Source organism: Haloarcula sediminis, assembly GCF_035656455.1.
GTDB lineage: Archaea > Halobacteriota > Halobacteria > Halobacteriales > Haloarculaceae > Haloarcula > Haloarcula sediminis.
In genome coordinates, this window is record NZ_JAYMGA010000001.1 from 464,555 (window position 1) to 486,007 (window position 21,453).

Below are 21,453 nucleotides of genomic sequence, written 5' to 3' on the forward strand. Positions count from 1 at the left end.
GTAAAGGTTCTCTGGGGGTCCTTAGGACTACCAGAACTTGAGGTTGTTCTTGACTGCCTCGCGTTTCAGCTCCTGGATGTGCTCGGTCAGCGGGATGTCCTTCGGGCACACCTCGGTACAGGAGAACTGGGTCTGACACCGCCAGACGCCGTGTTCCTGCTCGATGATACGCAGGCGCTCCTGCTTGCGTTCGGCGCCCTCGCGTTCGTCCATCGCGAAGCGGTAGGCCTTGTTGATGGCCGCGGGGCCGAGATACTCGTTGTCGCCGGCGGCGATGTTACACGAGGACATGCAGGCGCCACACCAGATACACCGCGTCGACATCTTCACTTTCTCGCGGTTTTCCCGGGTCTGGCGCTGCTCTTCGAGGCCGTCCTCGGGGAGCTCGTCGGCGTCGAAATAGGGTTCGACGGCGTGCATCTGGTCGTAGAAGTGCTCCATGTCCACGACGAGGTCCTTGACGACCTCCTGGTGGGGGAGCGGTTCGATGCGGACCGGCGATTCGAGGTCGGCCATCTGCGTCTTACAGCCCAGACGCTGGCGCCCGTTGACGAAGAGGGCGTCGGAGCCACAGACGGCCTGCCGACAGGAGTGTCGGAAGGTAAGCGAGGAGTCGTACTTGTCCCGGGCGTAGATAAGGGCGTCAAGGACAGTCATCCCCTTGTGGAACGGGACCTGGAAGTCGTCGAAGCGGGGTTCTTGCTTCCCTTCGACCTCCGGGTCGTAGCGGAACACCTTGAGGAGGATGGTCTCCTCGTCGTCCAGACTCGCCTCCTCGGCCTCGCGCTGGGCCTGGCGTTCGGCCTCCCGTTCGCGCTTTTCGGCGCGGCGGCGCTCGCCCGGCGACTCGACCGTCTGGTTTTCGGCCTGTTCTTCGGTTTCGGTCTCCTGTTGTTCTATTGTACTCATTATAGCAACCCGTTCATGGCGAGTGCGACTCGCGTTCCCTGTGCGACGAGCAGCAGTCCGGCGACGACCAGCACCCACTTGACAGCGCTCTTCTGCGTGCCTTCGATACCCTGGTTGACGAGGGCGTTGTAGACCCCGTTGACGCCGTGGAACGTCGCGGTCACCAGGAACAGCCACATCGTCGCGAAGTAGCCGACCTGGCTCATCCGCGCCTGCGTGCCGGCGAAGGTGATGTCTGCCGCGTGGTTGGCAAAGTGCAGCAACAGGAAGTGGAAGGCCAGCACGCCGATGAGGAAGACGGCCGTCAGCCGCTGGAGCAGCCAGCGGCGACCGCCCCGCTCGAAGGAGGAGTAGTGTTCGGCCATTAGACCAGCGGCCCCCCGAGGAAGGTCGGAATGCTCGCGACGGTGATGGCGCCGGTCAGCACCATCGACGCGTAGAAGCTCTTGTCCTGTGCCTCCAGCCCGACGCCGAGGTCGACCATCAGCAGCCGGACGCCGTTCAGTATGTGGAAGACGGCGACTGCCAGCAGACCGACTTCGAGGAACCGGACGACGAGCAGGGCTTCGAGCCCCTGTAGCGTGTTTGTGTACATGTCGGCGCCCCCAAGCGAGGTACTCAGGACGGCGATGTGGGTAAACAGATAGCCCACGAGCACCCAGCCGGTGAACTTGTGGAAGATCCAGGCCCACATCCCGGCCGAGAACTCCCGCCACCGCCCGAAGTCCTCGACGGAGCCACGGTTGTAAGACTGACTCATACAGGGGGGTTAGTCCGGGGACAGATAGTAGTTACTACCGCAACTGTCCTTCGCCGGAATCCGCCGTCGGCGACGCTACCGGAAGCCCGGGGCGCGGGCGGGTCGGCCCTTCAGCCGGCCGGAGTGGCGTCCCACACCGGCGCCTCGCGGCTCCGTTCGAACGCCCGCAGGGTCCGGTCGTCGAGGTGAACCAGATGGCACAGCGGGTTGCCGGGATAGACCAGCGGGTTCTCCAGCACGCCGACGAGCAGCCCGGTAAAGGGCGCTGTGACGGTCGTACTGTCGGTTTTGAACGGGTTCGCGATAGTACAGATGGTTTCGCCCTCGTAGACGAGCCCGCCCCGCTCGTGGTGCATGTCCACGAGCCCGCCGGCGTCGGCCCGAATCCAGGTCTTCTCGTCGGAGTTCTCGATGACGGTGCGCCAGCCCGGCCAGCTGACGACCTCGGAGTCCAGCATCTCGAACTCCGCCAGCACCGACCGGACGCTGTCTAAGGCGCTGTCGATGAGCTGTCGCTGGAACCGGTGGGCCTCCCCCATCTCGATAGTGATGGTCGGGGTCCCCTGGGCGCTCGCTTCCCGGCGGAGCGAGCCGCTTGGTCCCTCAGAGGAGATGATGACGTTCGACGCGAAGGCGTTCGCGACGCGGGCGACGGGCCCGTCGTCCATGTCGGCCCGGACGTGCAGCGTGTTCGTTCGCCCCCGCGTCGAGGTGTGGAAGTCCAGCCCGAAGTCACACGGGGCGACGAAGTTCCGGAAGATCCGGTGGGCCATCCGCTTTGCGCTCGTCGAGTCCGGGTTCCCCGGGAACGACCGGTTGAGGTCGCGGTCGTAGATGGGGAGATACCGCTCCTGTGCGAGGAAGGCGGGCACGTTCAACACGGGGAGACAGACGAGCGTGCCCGCGAGTTCCCCCAGGTCCCACTCGTGGGCGACCTCGCGGACGACCTCGATGCCGTTGAGTTCGTCCCCGTGGGCCGCTGCCGAGAGAAAACCCGTCGGCCCCGGTCGTGCCCCGTTGATGACGGTCACGGGCATCCGCACGGGGTCACCGAGATACGTCTCGCTGACGGTGTACCGGACGTTTTGCGTCTCGCCCGGGTCGACCCGCCCCCCGTCGTACGTGAACGGCTCGGCCTCGTTCATGCAGCTACAACTGTGACAGAGGCTATATAAACCTCCGGACGGCGAACCCGCCAGACCTTTCGTGTCAACGCCGGAACTAGCGGTCAATGACGGACGACATCACTGTCGGCGTGTTGAGTCTCCACTCGAGCAAAGAGACGAAGGCGATTCTCAACGCCGCTGACGAGCTTGGCTACGACACGGCGTGGCTCCGAACGGAGAACACGACCGTTCGAGCCACCGCGGGGAGCATGGCGCTGGAACCGGAGGTAGACGTCATCGCCAACCGACTGTTGCTCTCGAACGACGAACACCCCATGGAGGGGGTCGGGCTCGCGCTGACGCTCAACAACTTCGTGCCGATGCTCAACGAGCCAATAGCGGCGACCACGGCGCTGCACAAGTTCGCGAGCGCCGCCGCCCTTGCGGAGGCCGGCGTTCCGATTCCCGACGCCGTCCTCGCACTCTCGAACGAGCGGCTCAACGAGGAGCGCGCGCAGTTCGGTGAGCGGGCGGTGTACAAGACCGCTATCGGCACCCACGGCGGCGGCACGTGGATGGTCGAACTCGACGACCCGGTCAACGCGCAGGTCGGCGACCGCCACGCGTTCCTCCAGGAGTTTCTCGACCACGACGAGGGACGCCACCACGACCTCCGGGTGTACGTCGTCGGCGACCGCATCGTCGGCGCGATGAACCGCTACGCGCCGGAGGGGGAGTGGCGGACCAACGTCGCGCTGGGCGGCGAGGTCGAGGACATGACCGGGCAGTTGCCGGCGGAAGTACAGCGGATAGCGCTCGAATCCGTCGACGCCATCGGGCTGGACTACGCCGGCGTAGACATCGTCCAGGGCGAGGACGGCTACCACGTCCTGGAGGTCAACCCGACGGCGGGCTTTCGCGGGCTGTTCGCGGCCAGCGGCGTCTCGCCCGCGCCCTACATCGCACAGCGGGCAATCGAGCGGGCCGGCGGCAGCGTCCCCGACAGCGAGGTCGAGCGCCTCTCCGACCGGCTCGACGACTCCCGACCCGCCGCGATGCCGCCCAAACCCACACAGAAGCGCGCCGAAAACGTCGTCGTCGGCTACATCGAGGAGGTCGTCGTCTCCGGCACCAGGGGTAACAAGACCGTCCTCGCCAAGTCAGACACCGGCGCGACCCGCACCAGCATCGACGCCGAACTCGCCGCCGAAATCGGGACCGGGCCCATCCTCGACATCGTGAAAATCAAGTCCGGAAGCGTCAAATCGGGCCGCTCGCGGCCGGTCGTCGACGTGGTGGTCGGGCTGGGCGGCACCCAACACACCGTCCCCGCGAGCGTCGAGGACCGCTCGCACATGGACTATCCCGTCCTGCTCGGGCGTGACATCCTCAAGAACTATCAGGTCGACGTGAACCACCGGGCCGACGCCGACCGCGAGGTCGACACCGAGGAGTAACGCGTCGGGACGCTTCGTCACTTGTCGTGTCCGTCGGTCACCTCCGCCACGCTCTCGGCGATGTCTTCCTCGGCCCGCCAGAGATACAGCGTCGCGTAGCTGCGGTACGGCGCCCACCGCTGTGCGTACTCGCGCATCTCCGAGCGGCTGTACCCCTCGCCGACAACGTTCGAGAAGCCCTTTCGGACGCCAAGGTCACCGACGGGGAAGACGTCCTCGCGGCCCAGCGCGAACAGGAGTTGCATGTTCGCGGTCCACTCGCCGACGCCGGTGATGGCCGTAAGTTCCGCGCGGACCTCGTCGTCGCTTCTCTCCGCGAAGTAGTCGAGAGAGTAGCCATGCTCCTCAAAGGCCGCCGCGACCTCGTTGACGTAACGGGTCTTCTGTCGGGAGAGGCCCGCGTCTTTCAACACCGCGTCGTCGGCCGCCAGAACGCCCGCCGGCGTCACCTCGACGGCGTCGAACAGCCGGTCGCGGGTGGCCGCGGCCGACGCCATCGAGACCTGCTGGCGGCAGATAGAGACGACCAGCCGCTGGAAGAGGTCATCGGCTGGGTCGAGCGTGAGTTCGCCGTGTGCGGAGACGAGCGGTCCGATGTCGGGGTCCTCGCGGAGGACGCTGTGGGGCGAGTCCGTCATCGCTGCCCGGTAGCGGACCGCGGGTGATGAATTTACCCGTCCGCGCAGCTGCCGTCCGTCACAGCGGCCTGCCGTTCCTCGGCCTCGGCGTCCCGCTCGTCGAGGGGGCGTGCGGGGTTGCCGACGACTGTCGTCTCAGGGGGCACGTCGTCGACGACGACGGCCCCCGCACCGACCGTCGCGTTCTCGCCGACGGTGACCGGACCGATGAGCGTGGCGTTGGCGCCGACAGTGACGCCGTCTTCGAGCGTCGGGTGGCGCTTCTCCCGGCGCATGGACTTCCCACCGAGTGTGACGCCGTGGTACAACAGCACGTCGTCGCCGATGACGGACGTCTCGCCGACGACGGTGGCCATCCCGTGGTCGATGAACAGCCGGTCGCCGACGTCGGCGCCGGGGTGTATCTCGACGCCCGTGAGAAAGCGGCCGGCGTGGGCGACGAGCCGGGCGGCAAACTCGTAGTTGCGAACCCACAGCGCGTGGGCGAAGCGGTACAGCCAGACGGCGTGTAGGCCGGGATACGTGAGGACGACGGCTGCGACGCTGGTCGCTGCGGGGTCCTTGGCCAGCGCCGTGCGAACGTCGTCTCTGAGTGTTTCGAACATCGTGGAGTCGGTGGGGGCAATCGACAGCGGTGCTATCGGTAGCAAACTGCGCCACAACAACAGCGACGCGACTCCGCGCGGCGCCGTTGGCTGCCGATCCGAGCGGGCGAGAGATGTCTCCCACCGGTCATACCGAAAATCCCCGCCGGACGGGCTTAAACACAGCGGGACTGAACCGACTTGGGAGCGACTCGATATCTATCTCGTGACCGCTGTCGAGTAGGGGCCGACGGTCGATAAACGGACGGGGAGTCCAGCGTGCTTAGGTAGCCGCCGGGTACCCATCACCCGCGAGGACAGGGCCGGTGGGCGGAGCGGGAAGACTGGCTCTGGCGCGTGAATATCGTCGCCTCACGGCGGTAACGCCGGATAAACTCGGGGGCGGTTTTTCGGGGAGAGAAACGTTGAAACGTCGGCCGCCAGTGGGGACATATGTCATGGATTTCGAGGACATCGAGACGGTCGCGGTGCTGGGCGCGGGCAACATGGGTCACGGCATCGCCGAAGTGGCCGCGCTTTCGGGCTACGAGGTCCGGATGCGCGACATCAAAGAGGAGTTCGTCCAGGACGGCTACGACAACATCGAGTGGTCGCTGAACAAACTGGCCGAGAAAGACCGCCTCACCACGGAGGAGGCCGACGCGGCGCTCGACCGCGTCACGCCGCTGGTCGACGTCGAGGACGCCGTAGGCGAGGCCGACGTCGTCGTCGAGGCCGTCCCCGAGAAGATGGAGATAAAGAAGGACGTCTACACCGACGTCGAGCAGCACGCCCCCGAGGATGCTATCTTCGCGACGAACACCTCCAGTCTCTCGATCACCGAGCTCTCGGAGGTGACCGACCGCCCGGAGCAGTTCTGCGGGATGCACTTTTTCAACCCGCCGGTACGGATGCAGCTCGTCGAGGTCATCACCGGCGCACACACCAGCGACGAGACGCTTGAGACCATCGAGGAACTCGCCGAGGAGTTCGACAAGACCCCCGTTCGCGTGCGCAAGGACTCGCCGGGGTTCATCGTCAACCGCATCCTCGTCCCGCTGATGAACGAGGCCTGCTGGCTCGTCCACGACGACGTGGCATCCATCGCCGAGGTCGACTCGACGACGAAGTTCGACATCGGGCTGCCGATGGGCGCGCTCGAACTCTCAGACCAGGTCGGTAACGACGTTGGCCTGCACGTCTTAGAGTACATGCACGAGACGCTGGGCGAGGCCTACGACCCCTGCCCGCTGCTCGAAGCGAAGGTCGAAGACGAGAAGCTCGGCAAGAAGTCAGGCGAGGGCTTCTACGACTACGAGGACGGCGGCGCCGACATCCCGCGGGACCAGTCCAGCGAGGAAGTCAAAAACCGACTGCTCGCCGTGATGGCCAACGAGACGGGCAAGCTCGTCGAGAACGACGTGGCGCCCGTCGCCGACATCGACGAAGCGGTCATGCTCGGTGGCGGCTTCCCCGAGGGGCCCGCGAAGCTGGCGGATAAAGCCGGCCTGGACACGCTCGTCGAGACACTCGCCGAGGTGTACGACCAGACTGAGGCGGAGCGCTACGAGGTCTCGGACGGCCTGGCCGACGCCGCGGCCGAGGGCGGCTTCTACGGTGACGACGGCGGGGGCGAGGTCAGTTACGACACCATCAACGTCGAGCGGCTGGAGGGCAACGTCGGCCACATCGAACTCGACCGCCCCCACCGGATGAACACGGTCAGTTCCGAGATGCTGGACGAACTCGCCGACGCCATCGACCGGCTCGACGAGGACGACGACGTGCGCTCTATCCTGCTGACCGGCGCCGGCGACCGCGCGTTCTCCGCCGGCGCCGACGTCCAGTCGGCCGCGACGAACGCGACGACGCTCGACGGCGTCGAACTCTCGAAGACGGGTCAGGAGACCTTCGGCAAGCTCGAAGACTCCCCGATGCCCGTCGTCGCCGGCATCGACGGCTACACGCTCGGCGGCGGGATGGAACTGGCCACCGCCGCCGACATGCGCGTCGCCTCCGAGAGCTCGCAGTTCGGCCAGCCCGAACACGACCTCGGCCTGCTGCCCGGCTGGGGCGGCACCCAGCGGCTGGCCAACATCGTCGGCGAGGGCCGGGCCAAGGAGATTATCTTCACCGCCGAGCGCTACGACGCCGAGGAGATGGCCGACTACGGGTTCCTCAACGAGGTCACGACCAGCGACGACCTGCTCGACAGCGCCACGGAGCTGGCCCGGGACCTCGCCGCTGGGCCACCCATCGCGATGGACTTCACGAAGCGCGCGATGCACGCGGGCCGCGTCGACGAGGACGCCGGTCTGGAGATCGAGTCACAGGCCTTCGGTCACCTGTTTGCGACCGAGGACCTCATGGAGGGCCTGACCGCCTTCGCCGAGGACCGCGACCCCGAGTTCGAAGGGAAGTAGCTCCGGGACCGTCTGACCTCCACAGGGCACGGCCGTCGGCCCGTGTCACCGCACCACAGGTAGTGGAGAATTCGATGGGGTTAAATTGGTGCACTCGAAATCCGGAAGTACGCTCGGTTGGTGTAGTCCGGCCAATCATCTTGGCCTTTCGAGCCGAGGACCAGGGTTCAAATCCCTGACCGAGCATTTTCACGAACGGAGTGAGTGATAAGCGGAGCGTCGGGGATTTGAATCACGGAAACGCGAACGACAGCGAGCGTTTGCATCGGGTTCAAATCCCTGACCGAGCACATTACTGCGGCGAACAAACTCGGAAGCGTCCGCTCTGCTTCTTTCGGCGCTCCGTCGACCGTACGAACATGAGAACCAATGCCACAGCGGTAGCTATTTTCGGGGGCCGCGAGAGACTCCGAGTATGCAAGCAGTCGTACTCGCCGCCGGCGAGGGGACGCGGATGCGTCCGCTGACAGAGAACACGCCGAAACCGATGCTCCCCGTGGCCGACCGCCCGCTGGTCGCACACACTGCTGACACGGCTATCGCGGCCGGTGCGGAAGAACTCGTCTTCGTCGTCGGCTACGAGGCCGACGCCGTTCGCGAGTACTTCGGCGACAGCTACGGCGGCGTCCCGGTGGAGTTTGCCGTTCAGGAGGAGCAACTGGGCACTGCTGACGCCGTCGACGCGGCGAGCGAGCATCTCGACGGCCCATTTGCGGTGTTGAACGGCGACAACCTCTATGACGAGGCGAGCCTCTCGAAACTCTTCGACGCGGCGCCCTCCATCGCGGCCTACTCGGTTCCGGACCCGTCGAACTACGGCGTCCTCTCGACCGACGGCGACCGGGTCACCGCCATCATCGAGAAACCGGCGGACCCCCCCACCCAGCTCGCCAACGCCGGCGCGTACGTCTTCCCGGACGAGGCCCGCGAGTGGCTCGACGTCGAGCTGAGCGAGCGGGGCGAACGGGAGATAACCGATGTCGTCACGCAGGTCATCGAGGCCTACGACGTGACCGCCGTCGAGGTCGACCGCTGGCTCGACGTGGGTCGGCCCTGGGAGCTGCTGGAAGCCAACGAGTGGAAAGTCGGCGAACTGGAGCGCCGCATCGACGGCGAGGTACGGGGCGATGCCGACCTGTGCGGCGATGTCGTCGTCGAGAAGGGGGCGGTAATCGAGCCCGGCGTCGTCATCGAGGGGCCGGCGCTGGTCCGGTCGGGCGCGACGGTCGGCCCGAACGCCTACATCCGGGGCGCGACGGTGCTGGGCGAGGACACCCACGTCGGCCACGGCGTCGAGGTAAAGAACAGCGTCGTGATGGCCGACTCGAACGTCCCACACGTCTCCTACATCGGCGACAGCGTGCTGGGAACCGACGTGAACCTCGGCGCGAGCACGCAGGTTGCGAACCTCCGCCACGACGGCGAGCCGGTGAAAGTAACGGTCAAGGGCGACCGCGTCTCGACGGGACGACGAAAGTTCGGCATCGTCGCCGGCGACGGCGTTCGGACGGCTATCAACACCAGCCTGAACGCCGGCGTCGTGCTCTCGGCCGGCGCGACGACGACGCCCGGAGAGAGCGTGACGAGAGACCGGTAGCGGGGACGAACGACAGTGTCTCGGAGCGAGGCGACCTGACGGGGCGCTCGGACGCTTGCGTGGGCGATGGCTTCTCGGCGGCGAGTATGTGAGATTAAGTAGGGTGACGACAACGCTTCGGTAAGATGGTCGACCCGACATCGGACCACCAGGAAGATATCGACGAGGAGGACGCCCCAAACTGTGCGGTGTGTGACACCGCCATAGCCAACGAAGTGACACACCGTGTGGTAACGTGGATAGCGGACAACAGCGTCGAGACGGCACATTTCTGTGACGACGACTGTCGCGCGTCGTGGGACGGTGCCTGACGCCGGCTCGCTTTTCTCCACTTCTACTATCGGCCGTGCCGACACGGGCGAACTGAGCCGCTCTCCCGCCCGTCGTGTCACTCGACTTCGTCGTAGGTCCGCTCGATCGACTGCTGGCCCCCGATTCTGTCCGAGAAGGTTCTGGTCAGCAGGTCGAAGACGGCCACGACCGGATACAGCAGGAGACTCACGTACCGCAGGGGCCGGACGACGGTCAGCGCGAACGTCTGTGCGTGGCCCAGCCCGTAGGACTTGGGGATTATCTCCCCCGCGATCAGGATAACCGTACTGGCGAGGACGGTCGTGGCGACGACGGCCAGCCCCGGGTCGAGTCGGTCGACGAGCAATGCCGTCAGCAGGCTCGACAGTGTGATGTTGACGACGTTGTTCCCGACCAGCAGTGTGACCAGGAGCCTGTGGGGGTCGTCAAGCACGTCCGCGAGGGCGGCCCCGCGTCGGTCGGTCTCCGCCGCCTCGGCCACCCACTCCCGCGAGAGTGAGAACAGCGCTGTCTCGCTGCTGGAAAAGAAGGCGCTACAGCCAAGCAGTGCGACGATACCGACGAGCGTCGGCACGAGCGGAATAGCCATACCCGTGGTCCGGCATCACCCGTGAAAGAACCGCCGCTCTGGTCGGTAGGTGGCTGCTAAAACGACGCCGGCAGTGAAATCGACCGCCTCGGGGACTCGGACTTGCAGTCACAGCGGTAGCTCGCGGGTTTGCTCGTCGAAGAATGCTCCGGCAGGGATTCGAACCCTGGTCATCACCGTGAGAGGGTGATATGATTGGCCGGACTACACCACCAGAGCGTACATTGAGATCAAGGGAGGAGGAACGTTTAACGATTCCGTTTCGGAACCGCCCTGTGTGGGTTTCTCATTCCTCGTCGAAGGGGGAGCCGGCCGCGTCGGGCTCCTCGCCGGCGAGGCTGATGATGTTCTCCCGGCCCACCCGGAGTTTGCTGATGTCGCCCGCTTCCTCCATGTCCGAGAGGAGCATACTGACCTTGGATTTGGACCAGTCGGTCGTCTCGACGATGTCGACCTGTTTCATCCGGCCGCCGTTTTCCTCCAGCAGCTTGATGACGCGGTCGTCGTCGTCGAGCAGTGCCGGCTCCTCGATGGCGGTGTCTGACGCCGAGTCGGTCGCCGACTCCGCCGTGGCGCCACTGTCGCCGTCGTCGCCGCCCAGTACTGCGCCCGCGGCCCCGGATCGCCAGGCTGCGGCGGCCACCGCGCCCAGCGCGATGACGGCGAGCAGGAGAGCGAACCGCCACATGTTCTCACCGGCGGCCGTCCCGGGCGTCGTGGTGGGGGTCCCCGTGGTCTGGGCGCCGGGCGGGCCCAACTCGACGTACGGGCGGTTATCCGGGAACAGCTGTTCGCCGTTGTAGGTTATCGACTGGCTCTCGGCCAGGGAGTCCGGGGCGCTCAGGGAGTCCGGGCCGGGCTCGGCTGCGGTGAACACCATCGACGTGTCGTGTTCGAACACCATCCGCTGCCCGTCGCCCAGGTAGAACTCGCCGGCGAACACGTCGCTGACCACGACGCGGCGGTCATACACCTGCGCGAAGTTCGTCCACAGGAACGTCATCCGGACCGCGCCCCGCTCCTGAACCGGTTCGACGCCGGCCGACCGCTCGAAGTTCCGGGCGTCCATCTGTCGGTCGGTCTCGTTCGTCCCGACCCGAGTGAGAGTCTCGGCGTCGGCGACGAAGTTCCGGTACAGCGCTGTCTCGTTGTCCTCGAAGTTCGCGGCGTAGGCCCGGAACTGTTCGGTTTCGTTGTCGGTCCCCGTATCTAGGGGCTGGTAGTGTTCTATCGTCCATGTGGCCGACCCGTTCTCGTGGAGTTCGACGCGGAACGTCGTCGTATCGAACCTGTCGGGCGTCTGCAGCCGGTCAGCGCCCGGTGCGGCCACTGCCGGTGAGACAAAGAGGCTGACGACCAGCAGGACAGCGGCGAGCGTGGCGACCACCGCGCGGGACATCTACATCGTAAGAGCCAACCACAGCATAAAAGCACTGTGAATTGACCATTTAATGGCACGCTATCCGGACGATGTCTGTCGATTTCCCGACTACGTGTGGGGCCGGACCGCCGTTTGGCTCCTGCTCGGAAACGTCCCTCTCTAACGGTTCAGTTGGTCGGCCCAGCCACACACCGGCTCGGTGGTCCGTTCCTGACCGAGGGGAACCGGCAAACACCGGAGCCTTATTTATGGTCTGGCGATGAACCACGCGTAACCAATGGGCATTAGTGAGTCACTATCTAGCAGGCGACAGCTCTCCGGCGGGCTGTCGGGTGCCAGCGTCGTCGCCGCTGCACTGGTGTATCTGGTCGCAGACCTGATAGTCAAGCTGACCGGGACGACTGTGTTAGCCTTCGGCTTCCGCGTGATCGGGGGGTCGCTCACAGTCGGCTCCCTTCTCTCGATGGTGGTCGACGGGCTGTTGGTCGGGTTGGCCGTCGGCCTGGCCGGCATCGGCCTGTCGATGACCTACAGCATCCTCGACTTCGCGAACTTCGCCCACGGCGACACCGTCACCGTCGGGGCGTTCCTGGGGTGGGTAGCAGCGTACACCGTCGCCGGCCTCGGCAGCGGCGCGGCCTTCGCCGACCTGTTTCTGTTCGATACGGACCAGCAACTCAGCGTCGTTTCGGCGTTCGCGCCGGTGGTAGTCGGGCTTGTCGTCGCCGGCGCCGGTACCGTCGGCGTCGTCCTCGTCGTCGACCGTCTCACCTACCGCCCGATGCGCGGGTCGGACAACATCTCCCTGCTCATCGCCTCCATCGGCGTCGCGCTCGCCCTGCGATATCTCATCGCCTTCGTCTTCGGGACCCAGACCAGCGGCGTCGCCTCCAGCGGTGCCCGCTTCCAGGTGATCCCCGGGCTGTCCGTCACGGACAACGAGATCGCCCTGCTGGTCGTCAGCGTGACGCTGATGCTCGGGGTCCACCTCTTGCTCCAGCGGACCAAGCTCGGCAAGGCGATGCGGGCGATGGCGGACAACGAGGACCTCGCGCGTGTGACCGGTATCCCGGCAGAGCGGGTCGTCCGGCTCACCTGGATTCTCGGCGGCGCCCTGGCCGGTATCGGGGGGTTCCTGCTCGTCCTCGAAAGCGGCACTATCTCGTTTAACTTCGGCTGGATTCTCCTCTTGCTCATCTTCGCGGCGGTCATCGTCGGCGGTATCGGCTCAATCTACGGCGCGATGGCCGGTGGCGTCCTCATCGGGCTGGTCGACAGTCTGGCGCTCATCTGGCTCCCGTCGGGACTGAGCCGCGCGGCCGCGTTCGCCGTCCTCATCGCCGTCCTGTTGCTTCGACCGTCCGGTCTCTTCGGCGGGGTGAGTACGGCGTGAGCACCGCCAGCGAAGTCCGTGACAGGGTGGCAGCGCTCCCCGACTACGCCCTGGTCGCCCTGTTTATCGCCGGTATCTGGCTCTTGTTGGGGCTGTTCGCGGCGCTTGTCGGCGGCCAGCAGGCGCCGAACCTCGCGGCCGGGTTCGTCAGCAGCGTGACCGTCCTCATAGGCGCTTTCGCCCTGCTGACGCTGGCGCTGAACCTCCAGTGGGGGTACACCGGGCTGTTCAATATCGGCGTCGCGGGGTTCATGGCCGTGGGCGCGTACACGACGGCGATCCTGACGGCGCCCCCCGACCCCGCTGCGGGGGCTGTGGCTGGCCTGGGGCTGCCGCTGTGGGTCGGCATTCCGGGCGGGATGGTGATGGCCGCCATCGTCGGCGCCTTGGCCGCTCTCCCAGCCCTCCGGCTCCGGGCGGACTACCTGGCCATCGTCACCGTCGCCCTCTCGGAGATAATCCGGCTGTTCGTCAACTGGTCGGGCGTCGAACAGGTTGTGCTCGGGGGCGTCGAACTCGGGACCGGCGGCGCGACCGGCATCTCGTTCAAATCCCCCTCCGGCGTCGTCGCCGGCGTCGTCAACGGCCCCGGCGCGCCGCTGGTCGCGGCCGCCGAGGGAGCCGGCATCTCGGGGCCGAACCTCGTCAACTTCGCTTACGGGCTCGTCTTGCTCGCGCTCGTCGTGGCGAGCTACTGGGTGCTCTCCCGGCTCGTCGACTCCCCCTTCGGACGCGTGCTGAAGGCCATCCGCGAAGACGAGCAGGTGGCCCAGTCACTCGGGAAAGACACCCGGCTGTTCAAGATCAAGGCGTTCATGATCGGCTGTGCGCTGATGGGGCTGGCCGGCACCTTGTTCCGCGGGAGCGCGGGCTACATTAGCCCGGCGCAGTTCCGGCCCGGCATCACGTTCTACGTCTTCGCCGCCCTCATCATCGGCGGCGCGGGCTCGAACACGGGCAGCATCCTCGGGGCCGCGACGTTCTCGGCGCTGCTCTTTTACCTGCCAGCCCGTCTTGGGGAGTTTTTCCCGCAACTGGGCGGGCAGGCGCCAGGCAACATCGTCGACGCCGTCGCCGCGCTGGGCGTGCTGGACGCTGGCCCGCTGCTTGCCTACACCATCGCAAACATCAGCACCCTCCGCTTTGTCCTCATCGGGGTCGTCCTCGTCTACATCATCCAGCGCCGGCCGCTGGGCCTGCTCGGGCACCGGAACGAACCAGCCGCAAGCGTCGATCTGACGCGCCCACAGGCGGCCGATGGGGGTGGTGACGATGAGTGAATCCGACGGGACAGCCGCTACGGACGCCGAGGTGCCCACGACCAGCGAAGCCGTGGACGCGCCGCTGCTGGAGGTCGACGGGCTCCGCAAGGATTTCGGCGGCGTCACCGCCGTCGACGGGGCCTCCTTCGGCGTCGCGCCCGGCTCCCTGACGGGGCTCATCGGGCCAAACGGCGCCGGGAAGTCGACGACGTTCAACTGCATCACGGGCATCCACGAGCCGACCGGCGGCACCGTCCGCTTCGACGGGCAGGACGTGACGGGCCTGGCGCCGTACACGCTCGCCCGGCAGGGACTGGTTCGGACCTTCCAGATAGCCCGGGAGCTCTCGGAGATGACCGTCCTTGAGAACGTCATGCTCGCCTCGCCGGGCCAGCGCGGCGAGTCGGCTGTCCGGGCCGTCCTCCCGGGGCTCCGCGAGCGGGTCCAGGAGGCCGAACGCGCCGTCGTCGAGGACGCCTGGGAGACGCTCGATTTCTTCGAGATAGAGCACCTCGCCCACGAGAACGCCGGCTCGCTGTCGGGCGGCCAGCGGAAGCTGCTGGAGATGGCCCGCGTGCTGTCGACGGAGCCCGACATGGTGTTGCTCGACGAACCGCTCGCAGGGGTGAACCCGACGCTGGAGGAGAAGCTGCTCGACCGAATCGACCGGCTCCGCCGGGACGGGCTGACCTTCCTCCTCGTCGAACACGACATGGACGTCATCATGGAACACTGCGAACACATCATCGTCATGCATCAGGGACAGGTCCTCGCCGAGGGGGACGCCGACACCATCCAGTCAGACGACCGCGTCCTCGAAGCGTACCTCGGAGGTGACGTATGAGCCAGCAGGCCAGCCGGTCGACGGACGTGACACTCGGTGACCCCGAGGAGAGCCTGCTTGCGGTCCGGGACCTAGACGCCGGCTACGGGGACCTGCAGGTACTCGACGGCGTCGACATGGACGTCGGGGCGGAGGAGTACGTCGTCGTCGTCGGGCCAAACGGCGCGGGCAAATCGACCGTCATGAAGTCCGTCTTCGGCCTGACGACGCACATGGGCGGTTCGGTCACCTTCGACGGCCGGGATATCAGCCAGCGCCGTCCCGACCAGATCATCCACGAGGGCATCGGCTACGTCCCACAGAGCGACAACGTCTTCGGCAAGCTCACGGTTCGGGAGAACCTGGAGATGGGCGCCTACATCCTCGACGAGGTGCCGGAAGAGCAAATCGATGCCGTCTACGACCGGTTCCCTATCCTCGAAGAGCGCGCCACGCAGAAAGCCGGGACGCTCTCGGGGGGCCAACAGCAGATGCTCGCGATGGGGCGGGCGCTCATGCTCGACCCGGACCTGCTGTTGCTCGATGAGCCGTCGGCGGGGCTGGCGCCGGACCTCGTCGAGGAGATGTTCGACCGCATCGACGGCATCAACGACGACGGCACGGCCGTCATGATGGTCGAGCAAAACGCCAAGGAGGCCCTGCGCCGCTGTGACCGCGGCTACGTCCTCGTCCAGGGACAGAACCGGTATCAGGACACCGGCGAGACGCTGCTTGCCGACGAGGACGTCCGACAGGAGTTCCTCGGCGGGTGATTCGTGTAGCGATTTACCGGGACGCGCCGACCCGGGTCGGCGCTATCCGGAAATAGCCTCCAATACTCAGTATGAGGGGCTACTGGTTGAGCGCGCTGTTTATCTGTGAGGTGTAGGAGGACTGCTGTGACTCGAATCCGACCTGCTGGAGGACGGAGCCGCCGGCCTCCTCGAACGCGCTGACGAAGCTCTCCTGTAAGGCCTGGCCGTAGCTGTTGTTGAGATACAGCGTCGACGCGGTCGAGGCCTCGAGGTCCTCGTTGGCTATCTGTGACAGCACCTGCCCCTGCAGAGCGTCGCTTGGCGGCGTGCGGAAGACGAAGTCGTTGTCCTCCAGGCCGGTAATCGTCGGCGACGTCGAGGCCGGCGAACAGGCCACCACCTCGTTGTCTACGAGGACGTTCCGTGCGACCTGAATCGTCGCTTCGGACCCGGCGGCGCCGGTGATAGAGGGATAACCCGCGCTCACGAGCGAATTGGCCGCGTTGACGGCCGCCTCGGCCGTCGACTGGGTGTCGCCCGTCTGGGTGTCGATGGACTGGTCGATACTCCCTTCGAGCTGTCTGGCCGGCAACAGCGCCGCGTCCCGAATCGGCTGCCCCAGCGAACCGAGGTCGCCGGTCTCCGGCTGCAACACCCCGAGCCGGACGGTCCGGTCGGCGCCGCTCCCGCTGCCGGCGGGTTCGGGCTGGGGCACATCGCTGGAGCCGCCAAAGTCGACGCTGCTTTGGGTCTCGTAGCCGTCCTGGTTGAACCCGAACACCTGGTACTGAGCGGACGTGATATCGCCCGCCTCGTCGAAGTCGACGCTGCTCGAAGCCCCTGCGTACTCGATGTTTTCGCCCGCGGCGGCCGCTTCGGCGGCTTCCGGGAGTTCGGACGGCGTGTACGTCGTCCCGCCGGGGTTGGCGACCACCCGCATGTGGTCCCGAATCGAGGCCCCGTCGTTCTCGCCGGCCATGAGGTTCGCCAGAATCTGGACGGCGGAGGCGTCGTAGGCCTGTGAGGTGAACACGCCCGCGCTGTCGTAGTCGAACTCGTCGGTAAACAGCGACTCGAAGAAGTCGACGCCCGGCCCGGACGCCGACGGCGCCGAGCCCTGGACGTTCGACATGTCGTTGCCGACGTTCCCCGGCAGGTCGTTGTCCTGTAACCCGTCCGTGACGAGGATATCGGCGGTATCGTCGCCGTAATCGGCGTAGTAGTCTTTGAACAACTGGACGCCGCTCTGTGGGTAGCCAACGACCATCATGACGTCGGGGGTCTCATTGTTCCCCTCGTCGTCGGCCTGCTCGGTCGAGCAGCCGGCGAGTCCGACGAGGCTTGCGGCGCCAGCATACTTCAAGAACGACCGTCTATTGGTATCGCTTGCCATGCTGATAGCCGCTTATCGCGCATCCATAAAATAGGTTGCCCGTAATTCAGTAACGAACAGCCGGTCTCCCGCCAGTTTGCGGGTAGCCACTTCCTACGGGGCGAGCCGGTTCTTCCGGTTTTTCATCTCGCGCTCGTAGTGGTCGAAGGTGATGGGACACCAGTCGGCGGCGATGTCGAGCAGGTCCTCGGTCAGCCCGCGGATCTCCCACTGGGCGTCGGCGGCGGCACGCATGTCGGCGACGTGCATCAGCATCCGCACGTTCATCGACATCACCATGTTCACTTTCGTCCCGATAGGCAGGACGAAGCGAGCGTCCTCGGGGGGCATACCCAGGTCAAGCAGCTCCTGATAGGACTCGACGGCGTCCTCGATGGTGTCCCTGAAAATCTCGGCCCGCGCCTCGACGGTCTCCTCGTCTACCTGACCGCTCTTCTGGTTGCGACCCACCCAGTCCGGGTCCGTCGCCGACGGCGGAATAACGACCATCTCGCCCTCGCGGACGTCCGCGGGGTCGACGTCGTCGAACGAGACGTACCGCATCGACTGGACGTCGAAGGAGACGTGTCGATGGCGGGTTATCTGTGCCATACACGACCGGGAGACGCCCTCGACGGCGAACGTAATCTGGGGGTGTTCGAACGGGCCGAAGTGGCCATGCTCCAGCAGGTGGCCGATGAGCGTCTCCTTCTTTTCGTCTATCGTCTCGCCGTCGACGGTCTCCATCGTCGCGTCCAGCGACTGTCCGCCGACGAAGTCCGCGCTGTAATCGTTGCGAGCCGCCTTGCAGATTAGCTCCTCCGGGTCCTCGGTGGCTTCAAGCAGCGTGACGTCCATACGGGGTGGGAACGCCCGAGGGTCAAAAATACTCCCTTCCGGCCGCGCCGGCTATAGCTTCTGCCAGTCGGTCGGCTCGTTGGCCAGCCCCAGCACCCGGGCCTCGCGACCGCCGCCGTCGGCGTCGCGGATGTCGATGAGGCCGTCGAAGGCCTGCTTTATCACCTGGATGGTCTGTTGGTCGTGTGCGCCCGAGTCGATGGTGAACACGCCGATGTAGCCGGCGGCGTCCAGCCGGGAGGAGAGCACGTGACAGAACTTGAAGACGGTCTTCTTGTCGGTGTAGGTCAGCATCGTCGACAGCGAAACCAGTGCCAGCCGGCCCCGTTCGCGCCCGGAGTCGTGTAGCCCCTCCAGTGCTTTGGTGATGCCGATACCGATACCGGTCAGGTCGCCCGGCGAGGAGACCTGATGCACCGACACCCCATCGATGACCTCGGGGTCGGACCCGCCCTCGCCGCGGCAGTCGACGACGCCCAGCTGTGCCCCCTGGAGCTCCGGCACGCGGTCGCGAAACTCCTCGACGACGCTTGCCGCCTTGTCGCTCGTGGTGACGACCACGGCGCCGTCGCCCTCTCTCGCGCCGTCCGCCAGGATGTCGTAGACGAGCTGCTCTTTCCCGGTCATCGCGGGTCCAGACACGAGGATACTGGACCCGTCTCTGACCTCGGCCAGTGCGTCGAAATCGAGAACGGATGATAGATCGTACATAGCTTTCACCCCCTATTCTTCGTCATTGCTCAGTCCGCGCAGTGTCGCGATGAAGTCGTCGTCGTCCTCGACCCCCCCAAGCGCGTCGTCTAGTCCCTCGCGCATCTCGGCTATCTCCTCGGTGAGCGCGGCATACTGGTCGCTCTCGGCCAGTTCCGCGCTGGATTTTGTCGCCTCCAGCGTGGCCTGCTTCTCCACGAGCGCGTAGTACTCCTGTAGCAGCGAGTCGTACTCCGACCGCTCCAGCAGGTTCGTCACCGTGTCGTGGAGCTGTTCGCTGCGAATGGGCTTTGAGAGATAGGCGTCAAAGCCCATCTCGAGGATATCGAAGTCCGGTTCGACGGCGGTGACCATCGCCACCCGACAGCCCAGGTCGCGCTCGCGGATCTTCCCGAGGACTTCGTCGCCCGACAGCCCCGGCATCATCCGGTCTAGCAGGACCACGTCGACGCTCTCATCGAGCAGTTCGAGGCCTTCGTCCCCGTTTTGCCCCATTCGGACCTCGTACTCACCCTGCAGCCACAGTTTGTACGTCTCCGCGACGTCCGGTTCATCCTCCACAATAAGTACGACAGGTGGGTCCGACTCAGACATGCTATTCCTTACTGGGGGATTTCTGTATCCTCCTACATAGCCCTGTGGGTGTTCCGTCAAACACTGTCCGTACTTCTGACACGTGGGCCCGCGAGATACGAGCCATCCACGTCACGACGGTCCGGAGCGACACCGACATCATCGGTCCGCTCGAACCCCGCCTATGATTCGAAACCTCGCACGGCGGACGGACGCGTTTACCAGCAACGTTTTCTTGGTCACCGGTGAGCGCCGCGTCCTCGTCGATGTCGGCAACGAGTTCGATGTCGTGGCCGCTGTCCGGGAACACGTCGACGACCTCGACGCCGTCGTCGTGACACACACCCACTACGACCACGTCGAGAACCTGCCGGCCGTCACTGCGGCGTTCGACGTCGACGTCTGGGGGTACGACACGACCCAGGACGGCATCGACCACGCGCTCGCCGACGGCGACACCGTCCGGCTGGGCGACCACGAGTACACTGCGCTCCACACGCCGGGCCACAAGGACGATCACCTCTGTCTGTACTCCGCGGACGCGAGCGTGCTGTTCGCGGGCGACCTGGTGTTTGCCAACGGGAGCTTCGGTCGGACGGACCTAGAGGAGGGCGACCGCGACCGGCTGGTCGAGAGCATCGACCGCGTCCTCGACACCGTGCCCGAGGGTCTCGGGGCGATGCACACCGGTCACGGGCCGAGCGTCGATGACCGGCCGTACCACGACATAGAACTCGCCTGGCAGGCCGCCCGGTTTTGAGCCGCGATACAGACATCGGCCAGCCGTCCCACACGCGACCCCGGGCGCCTCTCCTCAGTCGAAGGCCGTCGCCAGCAGCGCGTCGTAGGCGTGGTCGTAAGCGTCCGCGACCGCCTCGGGGTCGGCCCGAGTCTCGCTATCGAGCGCCGGCAGGCGGACCGCGCCGGCCCGGTCGATGAGGTCGACGACGTTCTCGACCCGCTCCTCGAGCTGGCCCTCCTCGGGGCCGCCGGCGGCTATCTCGCAGGCCTTCGCGTAGCGGCGCCCGTCGTAAAAGCGCGCTCTGCCCGGCTCGACGACGGCGACGGCGTCGGGTTCGAACCCCGAAAGCGGGCGGGCGATGTCGCCGTAGGACTCGACGACCGCCCGGTCCGCCGCGACGACTTCCTCGCGTAAGTCGGCGAGCGCCTCGGCGTGCATCGCGCCCATGAGGTCGTTGAAGTCGGGCAGCGAGGTGACCCGCGGCGCCGCGTCCAGCGGCAGCCGCTCGGTCGCCGACTCGGGGATGTCGACGGTGCCGTTGACGACGAACTCGCCGACGCCGTTGTCGTGGGATTCCGGCCGACTGCTTGCGGGACTCCGTCCCGCCCCGACGCGGTCGACGACGAACTGCCTGGCCGTCTGGCCGAGCAGTCCCTTCGAGGGGCCGGGCGACGGGTGCCAGAGCCGGTGGATGGCGTTGATGGCCTCGGGCGAGGTGTCGCCCGGCGAGGCGGCGGCCAGTCGGCGGGCGTCCTTGCCGTAGAGCCGCCCCTGTGTGGTCGCTTTCTCGTAGTCGTCGTGGTCGAACCAGTAGTTGTTGCCGGCCCGGGGCTTGAACCCGCGGGCGCCGGTGTGTGCGAGCAGGCCGACGGAGAAGGTTGTCTTCCCGGCGTCGACCCGGTCGCCGCCGGCCACGAGCAGCTTCATGTCTCGGCGAGTCCGTAGAGGCCGACGACCTCGTCGTCGTCCGGCTCGGCAAAGACCAGCTCGTCCTGGTTGTATATCATCCACGGGATGGCCCAGTCGATGAACACCGACTCATTGAAATCGCTCAGCTCGGCGTCGGCCGACAGCCCCTGGAGCAGTCGCGCAAGCTCCGGAATCGTGTACAGCAGGTCGGAATCGAGCACGTCCTCGGGTTCATAGAGGTCGAACGAACGAACGTCGTCGAACTCGGTTTTCGGGACAGGCATGGCCGCCGGTATGCC

Annotated in this window: 23 protein-coding genes and 2 tRNA genes; 10 read left to right on the forward strand and 15 right to left on the reverse strand. The window is 66.1% G+C overall.

From position 1 onward, the window contains the following. Positions 1 to 27: 27 nt before the first annotated feature. The 4 genes from VJ162_RS02445 to VJ162_RS02460 form a co-directional block, all read right to left on the reverse strand. Positions 28 to 909 (reverse strand): succinate dehydrogenase/fumarate reductase iron-sulfur subunit, encoded by an 882-nt coding sequence (locus tag VJ162_RS02445; protein ID WP_324662154.1) that lies wholly within the window; start codon positions 907 to 909, stop codon positions 28 to 30. Beyond that, positions 909 to 1,274, reverse strand: a complete 366-nt coding sequence (locus VJ162_RS02450; RefSeq protein ID WP_324662155.1) for a succinate dehydrogenase hydrophobic membrane anchor subunit — start codon at positions 1,272 to 1,274, stop codon at positions 909 to 911. Before VJ162_RS02450 ends, VJ162_RS02445 begins: the two co-directional genes overlap by 1 nt. Further along, entirely contained in the window at positions 1,274 to 1,669 is a 396-nt protein-coding gene (gene sdhC, locus VJ162_RS02455) for a succinate dehydrogenase, cytochrome b556 subunit (protein ID WP_262177707.1), read from the reverse strand. Before sdhC ends, VJ162_RS02450 begins: the two co-directional genes overlap by 1 nt. A 110-nt stretch (positions 1,670 to 1,779) precedes the next feature. After that, positions 1,780 to 2,814, reverse strand: a complete 1,035-nt coding sequence (locus tag VJ162_RS02460) for a succinylglutamate desuccinylase/aspartoacylase family protein (protein WP_324662156.1) — start codon at positions 2,812 to 2,814, stop codon at positions 1,780 to 1,782. 86 nt (positions 2,815 to 2,900) lie between these two features. Between VJ162_RS02460 and VJ162_RS02465 the strand changes: the two genes are divergently transcribed. Beyond that, a complete protein-coding gene (locus VJ162_RS02465) occupies positions 2,901 to 4,232 on the forward strand; it encodes a RimK family alpha-L-glutamate ligase (protein WP_324662158.1) in 1,332 nt (443 codons plus the stop codon). A gap of 17 nt (positions 4,233 to 4,249) precedes the next feature. Here the strand turns inward: VJ162_RS02465 and VJ162_RS02470 are convergent, their stop codons facing one another. After that, complete coding sequence (locus VJ162_RS02470) at positions 4,250 to 4,870, reverse strand: DNA-3-methyladenine glycosylase family protein (RefSeq protein WP_324662159.1); 621 nt, start codon at positions 4,868 to 4,870, stop codon at positions 4,250 to 4,252. Between the two features lie 32 nt (positions 4,871 to 4,902). Then, the gene (gene cysE, locus VJ162_RS02475; RefSeq protein WP_324662161.1) at positions 4,903 to 5,475 is read right to left on the reverse strand and encodes a serine O-acetyltransferase; all 573 of its coding nucleotides are present in this window, start codon (positions 5,473 to 5,475) and stop codon (positions 4,903 to 4,905) included. 437 nt (positions 5,476 to 5,912) lie between these two features. Here cysE and VJ162_RS02480 point away from each other — a divergent pair, with 437 nt between their 5' ends. The 4 genes from VJ162_RS02480 (at position 5,913) to VJ162_RS02495 (ending at position 9,785) form a co-directional block, all read left to right on the forward strand. Next, the gene (locus VJ162_RS02480) at positions 5,913 to 7,877 is read left to right on the forward strand and encodes a 3-hydroxyacyl-CoA dehydrogenase/enoyl-CoA hydratase family protein (protein WP_324662162.1); all 1,965 of its coding nucleotides are present in this window, start codon (positions 5,913 to 5,915) and stop codon (positions 7,875 to 7,877) included. Positions 7,878 to 7,988: 111 nt separating this feature from the next. Further along, a tRNA-Glu gene (locus VJ162_RS02485) sits at positions 7,989 to 8,063 on the forward strand. Between the two features lie 229 nt (positions 8,064 to 8,292). Beyond that, on the forward strand, positions 8,293 to 9,474 hold the full coding sequence (glmU, locus tag VJ162_RS02490) for a bifunctional sugar-1-phosphate nucleotidylyltransferase/acetyltransferase (protein WP_324662163.1): 1,182 nt from the start codon (positions 8,293 to 8,295) through the stop codon (positions 9,472 to 9,474). Between the two features lie 125 nt (positions 9,475 to 9,599). Beyond that, positions 9,600 to 9,785, forward strand: a complete 186-nt coding sequence (locus VJ162_RS02495; RefSeq protein WP_324662164.1) for a DUF7576 family protein — start codon at positions 9,600 to 9,602, stop codon at positions 9,783 to 9,785. Between the two features lie 77 nt (positions 9,786 to 9,862). On the opposite strand, the gene VJ162_RS02500 is transcribed toward VJ162_RS02495, so the two are convergent. The 3 genes from VJ162_RS02500 to VJ162_RS02510 form a co-directional block, all read right to left on the reverse strand. Further along, positions 9,863 to 10,375, reverse strand: a complete 513-nt coding sequence (locus tag VJ162_RS02500; protein WP_324662166.1) for a DUF21 domain-containing protein — start codon at positions 10,373 to 10,375, stop codon at positions 9,863 to 9,865. 144 nt (positions 10,376 to 10,519) lie between these two features. Next, positions 10,520 to 10,594 (reverse strand) — tRNA-Glu (locus tag VJ162_RS02505). A 67-nt stretch (positions 10,595 to 10,661) separates the two neighbouring features. Further along, positions 10,662 to 11,774, reverse strand: a complete 1,113-nt coding sequence (locus VJ162_RS02510; RefSeq protein WP_324662167.1) for a helix-turn-helix transcriptional regulator — start codon at positions 11,772 to 11,774, stop codon at positions 10,662 to 10,664. 259 nt (positions 11,775 to 12,033) lie between these two features. Here VJ162_RS02510 and VJ162_RS02515 point away from each other — a divergent pair, with 259 nt between their 5' ends. The 4 genes from VJ162_RS02515 to VJ162_RS02530 are packed head-to-tail and all read left to right on the forward strand — an operon-like array spanning position 12,034 to position 16,007. Next, positions 12,034 to 13,149 carry a branched-chain amino acid ABC transporter permease gene (locus VJ162_RS02515; protein WP_324662168.1) on the forward strand — a complete coding sequence of 372 codons (1,116 nt, stop codon included), beginning with the start codon at positions 12,034 to 12,036 and terminating at the stop codon, positions 13,147 to 13,149. Next, a complete protein-coding gene (locus VJ162_RS02520; protein ID WP_324662169.1) occupies positions 13,146 to 14,429 on the forward strand; it encodes a branched-chain amino acid ABC transporter permease in 1,284 nt (427 codons plus the stop codon). Before VJ162_RS02515 ends, VJ162_RS02520 begins: the two co-directional genes overlap by 4 nt. Beyond that, entirely contained in the window at positions 14,422 to 15,255 is an 834-nt protein-coding gene (locus VJ162_RS02525; RefSeq protein WP_324662170.1) for an ABC transporter ATP-binding protein, read from the forward strand. The genes VJ162_RS02520 and VJ162_RS02525 overlap by 8 nt, the downstream gene beginning before the upstream one ends. Beyond that, positions 15,252 to 16,007, forward strand: coding sequence for an ABC transporter ATP-binding protein (locus tag VJ162_RS02530; RefSeq protein ID WP_324662172.1), 756 nt, complete (start codon positions 15,252 to 15,254; stop codon positions 16,005 to 16,007). Before VJ162_RS02525 ends, VJ162_RS02530 begins: the two co-directional genes overlap by 4 nt. A gap of 79 nt (positions 16,008 to 16,086) precedes the next feature. Here VJ162_RS02530 and VJ162_RS02535 read toward each other — a convergent pair whose 3' ends face one another. The 4 genes from VJ162_RS02535 to VJ162_RS02550 form a co-directional block, all read right to left on the reverse strand. Next, positions 16,087 to 17,382, reverse strand: coding sequence for an ABC transporter substrate-binding protein (locus VJ162_RS02535; RefSeq protein WP_324662173.1), 1,296 nt, complete (start codon positions 17,380 to 17,382; stop codon positions 16,087 to 16,089). 93 nt (positions 17,383 to 17,475) lie between these two features. Then, positions 17,476 to 18,219, reverse strand: a complete 744-nt coding sequence (gene thyX / locus VJ162_RS02540) for an FAD-dependent thymidylate synthase (RefSeq protein ID WP_324662174.1) — start codon at positions 18,217 to 18,219, stop codon at positions 17,476 to 17,478. Between the two features lie 51 nt (positions 18,220 to 18,270). After that, complete coding sequence (locus VJ162_RS02545; RefSeq protein ID WP_324662175.1) at positions 18,271 to 18,930, reverse strand: RAD55 family ATPase; 660 nt, start codon at positions 18,928 to 18,930, stop codon at positions 18,271 to 18,273. 12 nt (positions 18,931 to 18,942) lie between these two features. Continuing rightward, positions 18,943 to 19,524 (reverse strand): HalX domain-containing protein, encoded by a 582-nt coding sequence (locus VJ162_RS02550; protein WP_324662177.1) that lies wholly within the window; start codon positions 19,522 to 19,524, stop codon positions 18,943 to 18,945. A 163-nt stretch (positions 19,525 to 19,687) separates the two neighbouring features. On the opposite strand from VJ162_RS02550, the gene VJ162_RS02555 reads away from it, so the two are divergent. Beyond that, entirely contained in the window at positions 19,688 to 20,263 is a 576-nt protein-coding gene (locus VJ162_RS02555) for an MBL fold metallo-hydrolase (RefSeq protein WP_324662178.1), read from the forward strand. Positions 20,264 to 20,317: 54 nt separating this feature from the next. On the opposite strand, the gene VJ162_RS02560 is transcribed toward VJ162_RS02555, so the two are convergent. After that, positions 20,318 to 21,172 carry an ATPase gene (locus VJ162_RS02560; protein WP_324662179.1) on the reverse strand — a complete coding sequence of 285 codons (855 nt, stop codon included), beginning with the start codon at positions 21,170 to 21,172 and terminating at the stop codon, positions 20,318 to 20,320. Next, entirely contained in the window at positions 21,169 to 21,438 is a 270-nt protein-coding gene (locus VJ162_RS02565) for a DUF5827 family protein (RefSeq protein ID WP_324662181.1), read from the reverse strand. Before VJ162_RS02565 ends, VJ162_RS02560 begins: the two co-directional genes overlap by 4 nt. Between the last annotated feature and the right edge of the window lie 15 nt (positions 21,439 to 21,453).

Bases quoted from the DNA above. Each gene is read 5' to 3' on its own strand.
- VJ162_RS02460 (WP_324662156.1), bottom strand. From the start codon at position 2,814: ATGAACGAGGCCGAGCCGTTCACGTACGACGGGGGGCGGGTCGACCCG.
- VJ162_RS02465 (WP_324662158.1), top strand. From the start codon at position 2,901: ATGACGGACGACATCACTGTCGGCGTGTTGAGTCTCCACTCGAGCAAA.
- VJ162_RS02480 (WP_324662162.1), top strand. From the start codon at position 5,913: ATGGATTTCGAGGACATCGAGACGGTCGCGGTGCTGGGCGCGGGCAAC.
- sdhC (WP_262177707.1), bottom strand. From the start codon at position 1,669: ATGAGTCAGTCTTACAACCGTGGCTCCGTCGAGGACTTCGGGCGGTGG.
- VJ162_RS02495 (WP_324662164.1), top strand. From the start codon at position 9,600: ATGGTCGACCCGACATCGGACCACCAGGAAGATATCGACGAGGAGGAC.
- VJ162_RS02445 (WP_324662154.1), bottom strand. From the start codon at position 909: ATGAGTACAATAGAACAACAGGAGACCGAAACCGAAGAACAGGCCGAA.
- glmU (WP_324662163.1), top strand. From the start codon at position 8,293: ATGCAAGCAGTCGTACTCGCCGCCGGCGAGGGGACGCGGATGCGTCCG.
- cysE (WP_324662161.1), bottom strand. From the start codon at position 5,475: ATGTTCGAAACACTCAGAGACGACGTTCGCACGGCGCTGGCCAAGGAC.
- VJ162_RS02470 (WP_324662159.1), bottom strand. From the start codon at position 4,870: ATGACGGACTCGCCCCACAGCGTCCTCCGCGAGGACCCCGACATCGGA.
- VJ162_RS02560 (WP_324662179.1), bottom strand. From the start codon at position 21,172: ATGAAGCTGCTCGTGGCCGGCGGCGACCGGGTCGACGCCGGGAAGACA.
- VJ162_RS02515 (WP_324662168.1), top strand. From the start codon at position 12,034: ATGGGCATTAGTGAGTCACTATCTAGCAGGCGACAGCTCTCCGGCGGG.
- VJ162_RS02525 (WP_324662170.1), top strand. From the start codon at position 14,422: ATGAGTGAATCCGACGGGACAGCCGCTACGGACGCCGAGGTGCCCACG.
- VJ162_RS02545 (WP_324662175.1), bottom strand. From the start codon at position 18,930: ATGTACGATCTATCATCCGTTCTCGATTTCGACGCACTGGCCGAGGTC.
- VJ162_RS02530 (WP_324662172.1), top strand. From the start codon at position 15,252: ATGAGCCAGCAGGCCAGCCGGTCGACGGACGTGACACTCGGTGACCCC.
- VJ162_RS02500 (WP_324662166.1), bottom strand. From the start codon at position 10,375: ATGGCTATTCCGCTCGTGCCGACGCTCGTCGGTATCGTCGCACTGCTT.
- VJ162_RS02565 (WP_324662181.1), bottom strand. From the start codon at position 21,438: ATGCCTGTCCCGAAAACCGAGTTCGACGACGTTCGTTCGTTCGACCTC.
- VJ162_RS02550 (WP_324662177.1), bottom strand. From the start codon at position 19,524: ATGTCTGAGTCGGACCCACCTGTCGTACTTATTGTGGAGGATGAACCG.
- VJ162_RS02510 (WP_324662167.1), bottom strand. From the start codon at position 11,774: ATGTCCCGCGCGGTGGTCGCCACGCTCGCCGCTGTCCTGCTGGTCGTC.
- thyX (WP_324662174.1), bottom strand. From the start codon at position 18,219: ATGGACGTCACGCTGCTTGAAGCCACCGAGGACCCGGAGGAGCTAATC.
- VJ162_RS02450 (WP_324662155.1), bottom strand. From the start codon at position 1,274: ATGGCCGAACACTACTCCTCCTTCGAGCGGGGCGGTCGCCGCTGGCTG.
- VJ162_RS02535 (WP_324662173.1), bottom strand. From the start codon at position 17,382: ATGGCAAGCGATACCAATAGACGGTCGTTCTTGAAGTATGCTGGCGCC.
- VJ162_RS02555 (WP_324662178.1), top strand. From the start codon at position 19,688: ATGATTCGAAACCTCGCACGGCGGACGGACGCGTTTACCAGCAACGTT.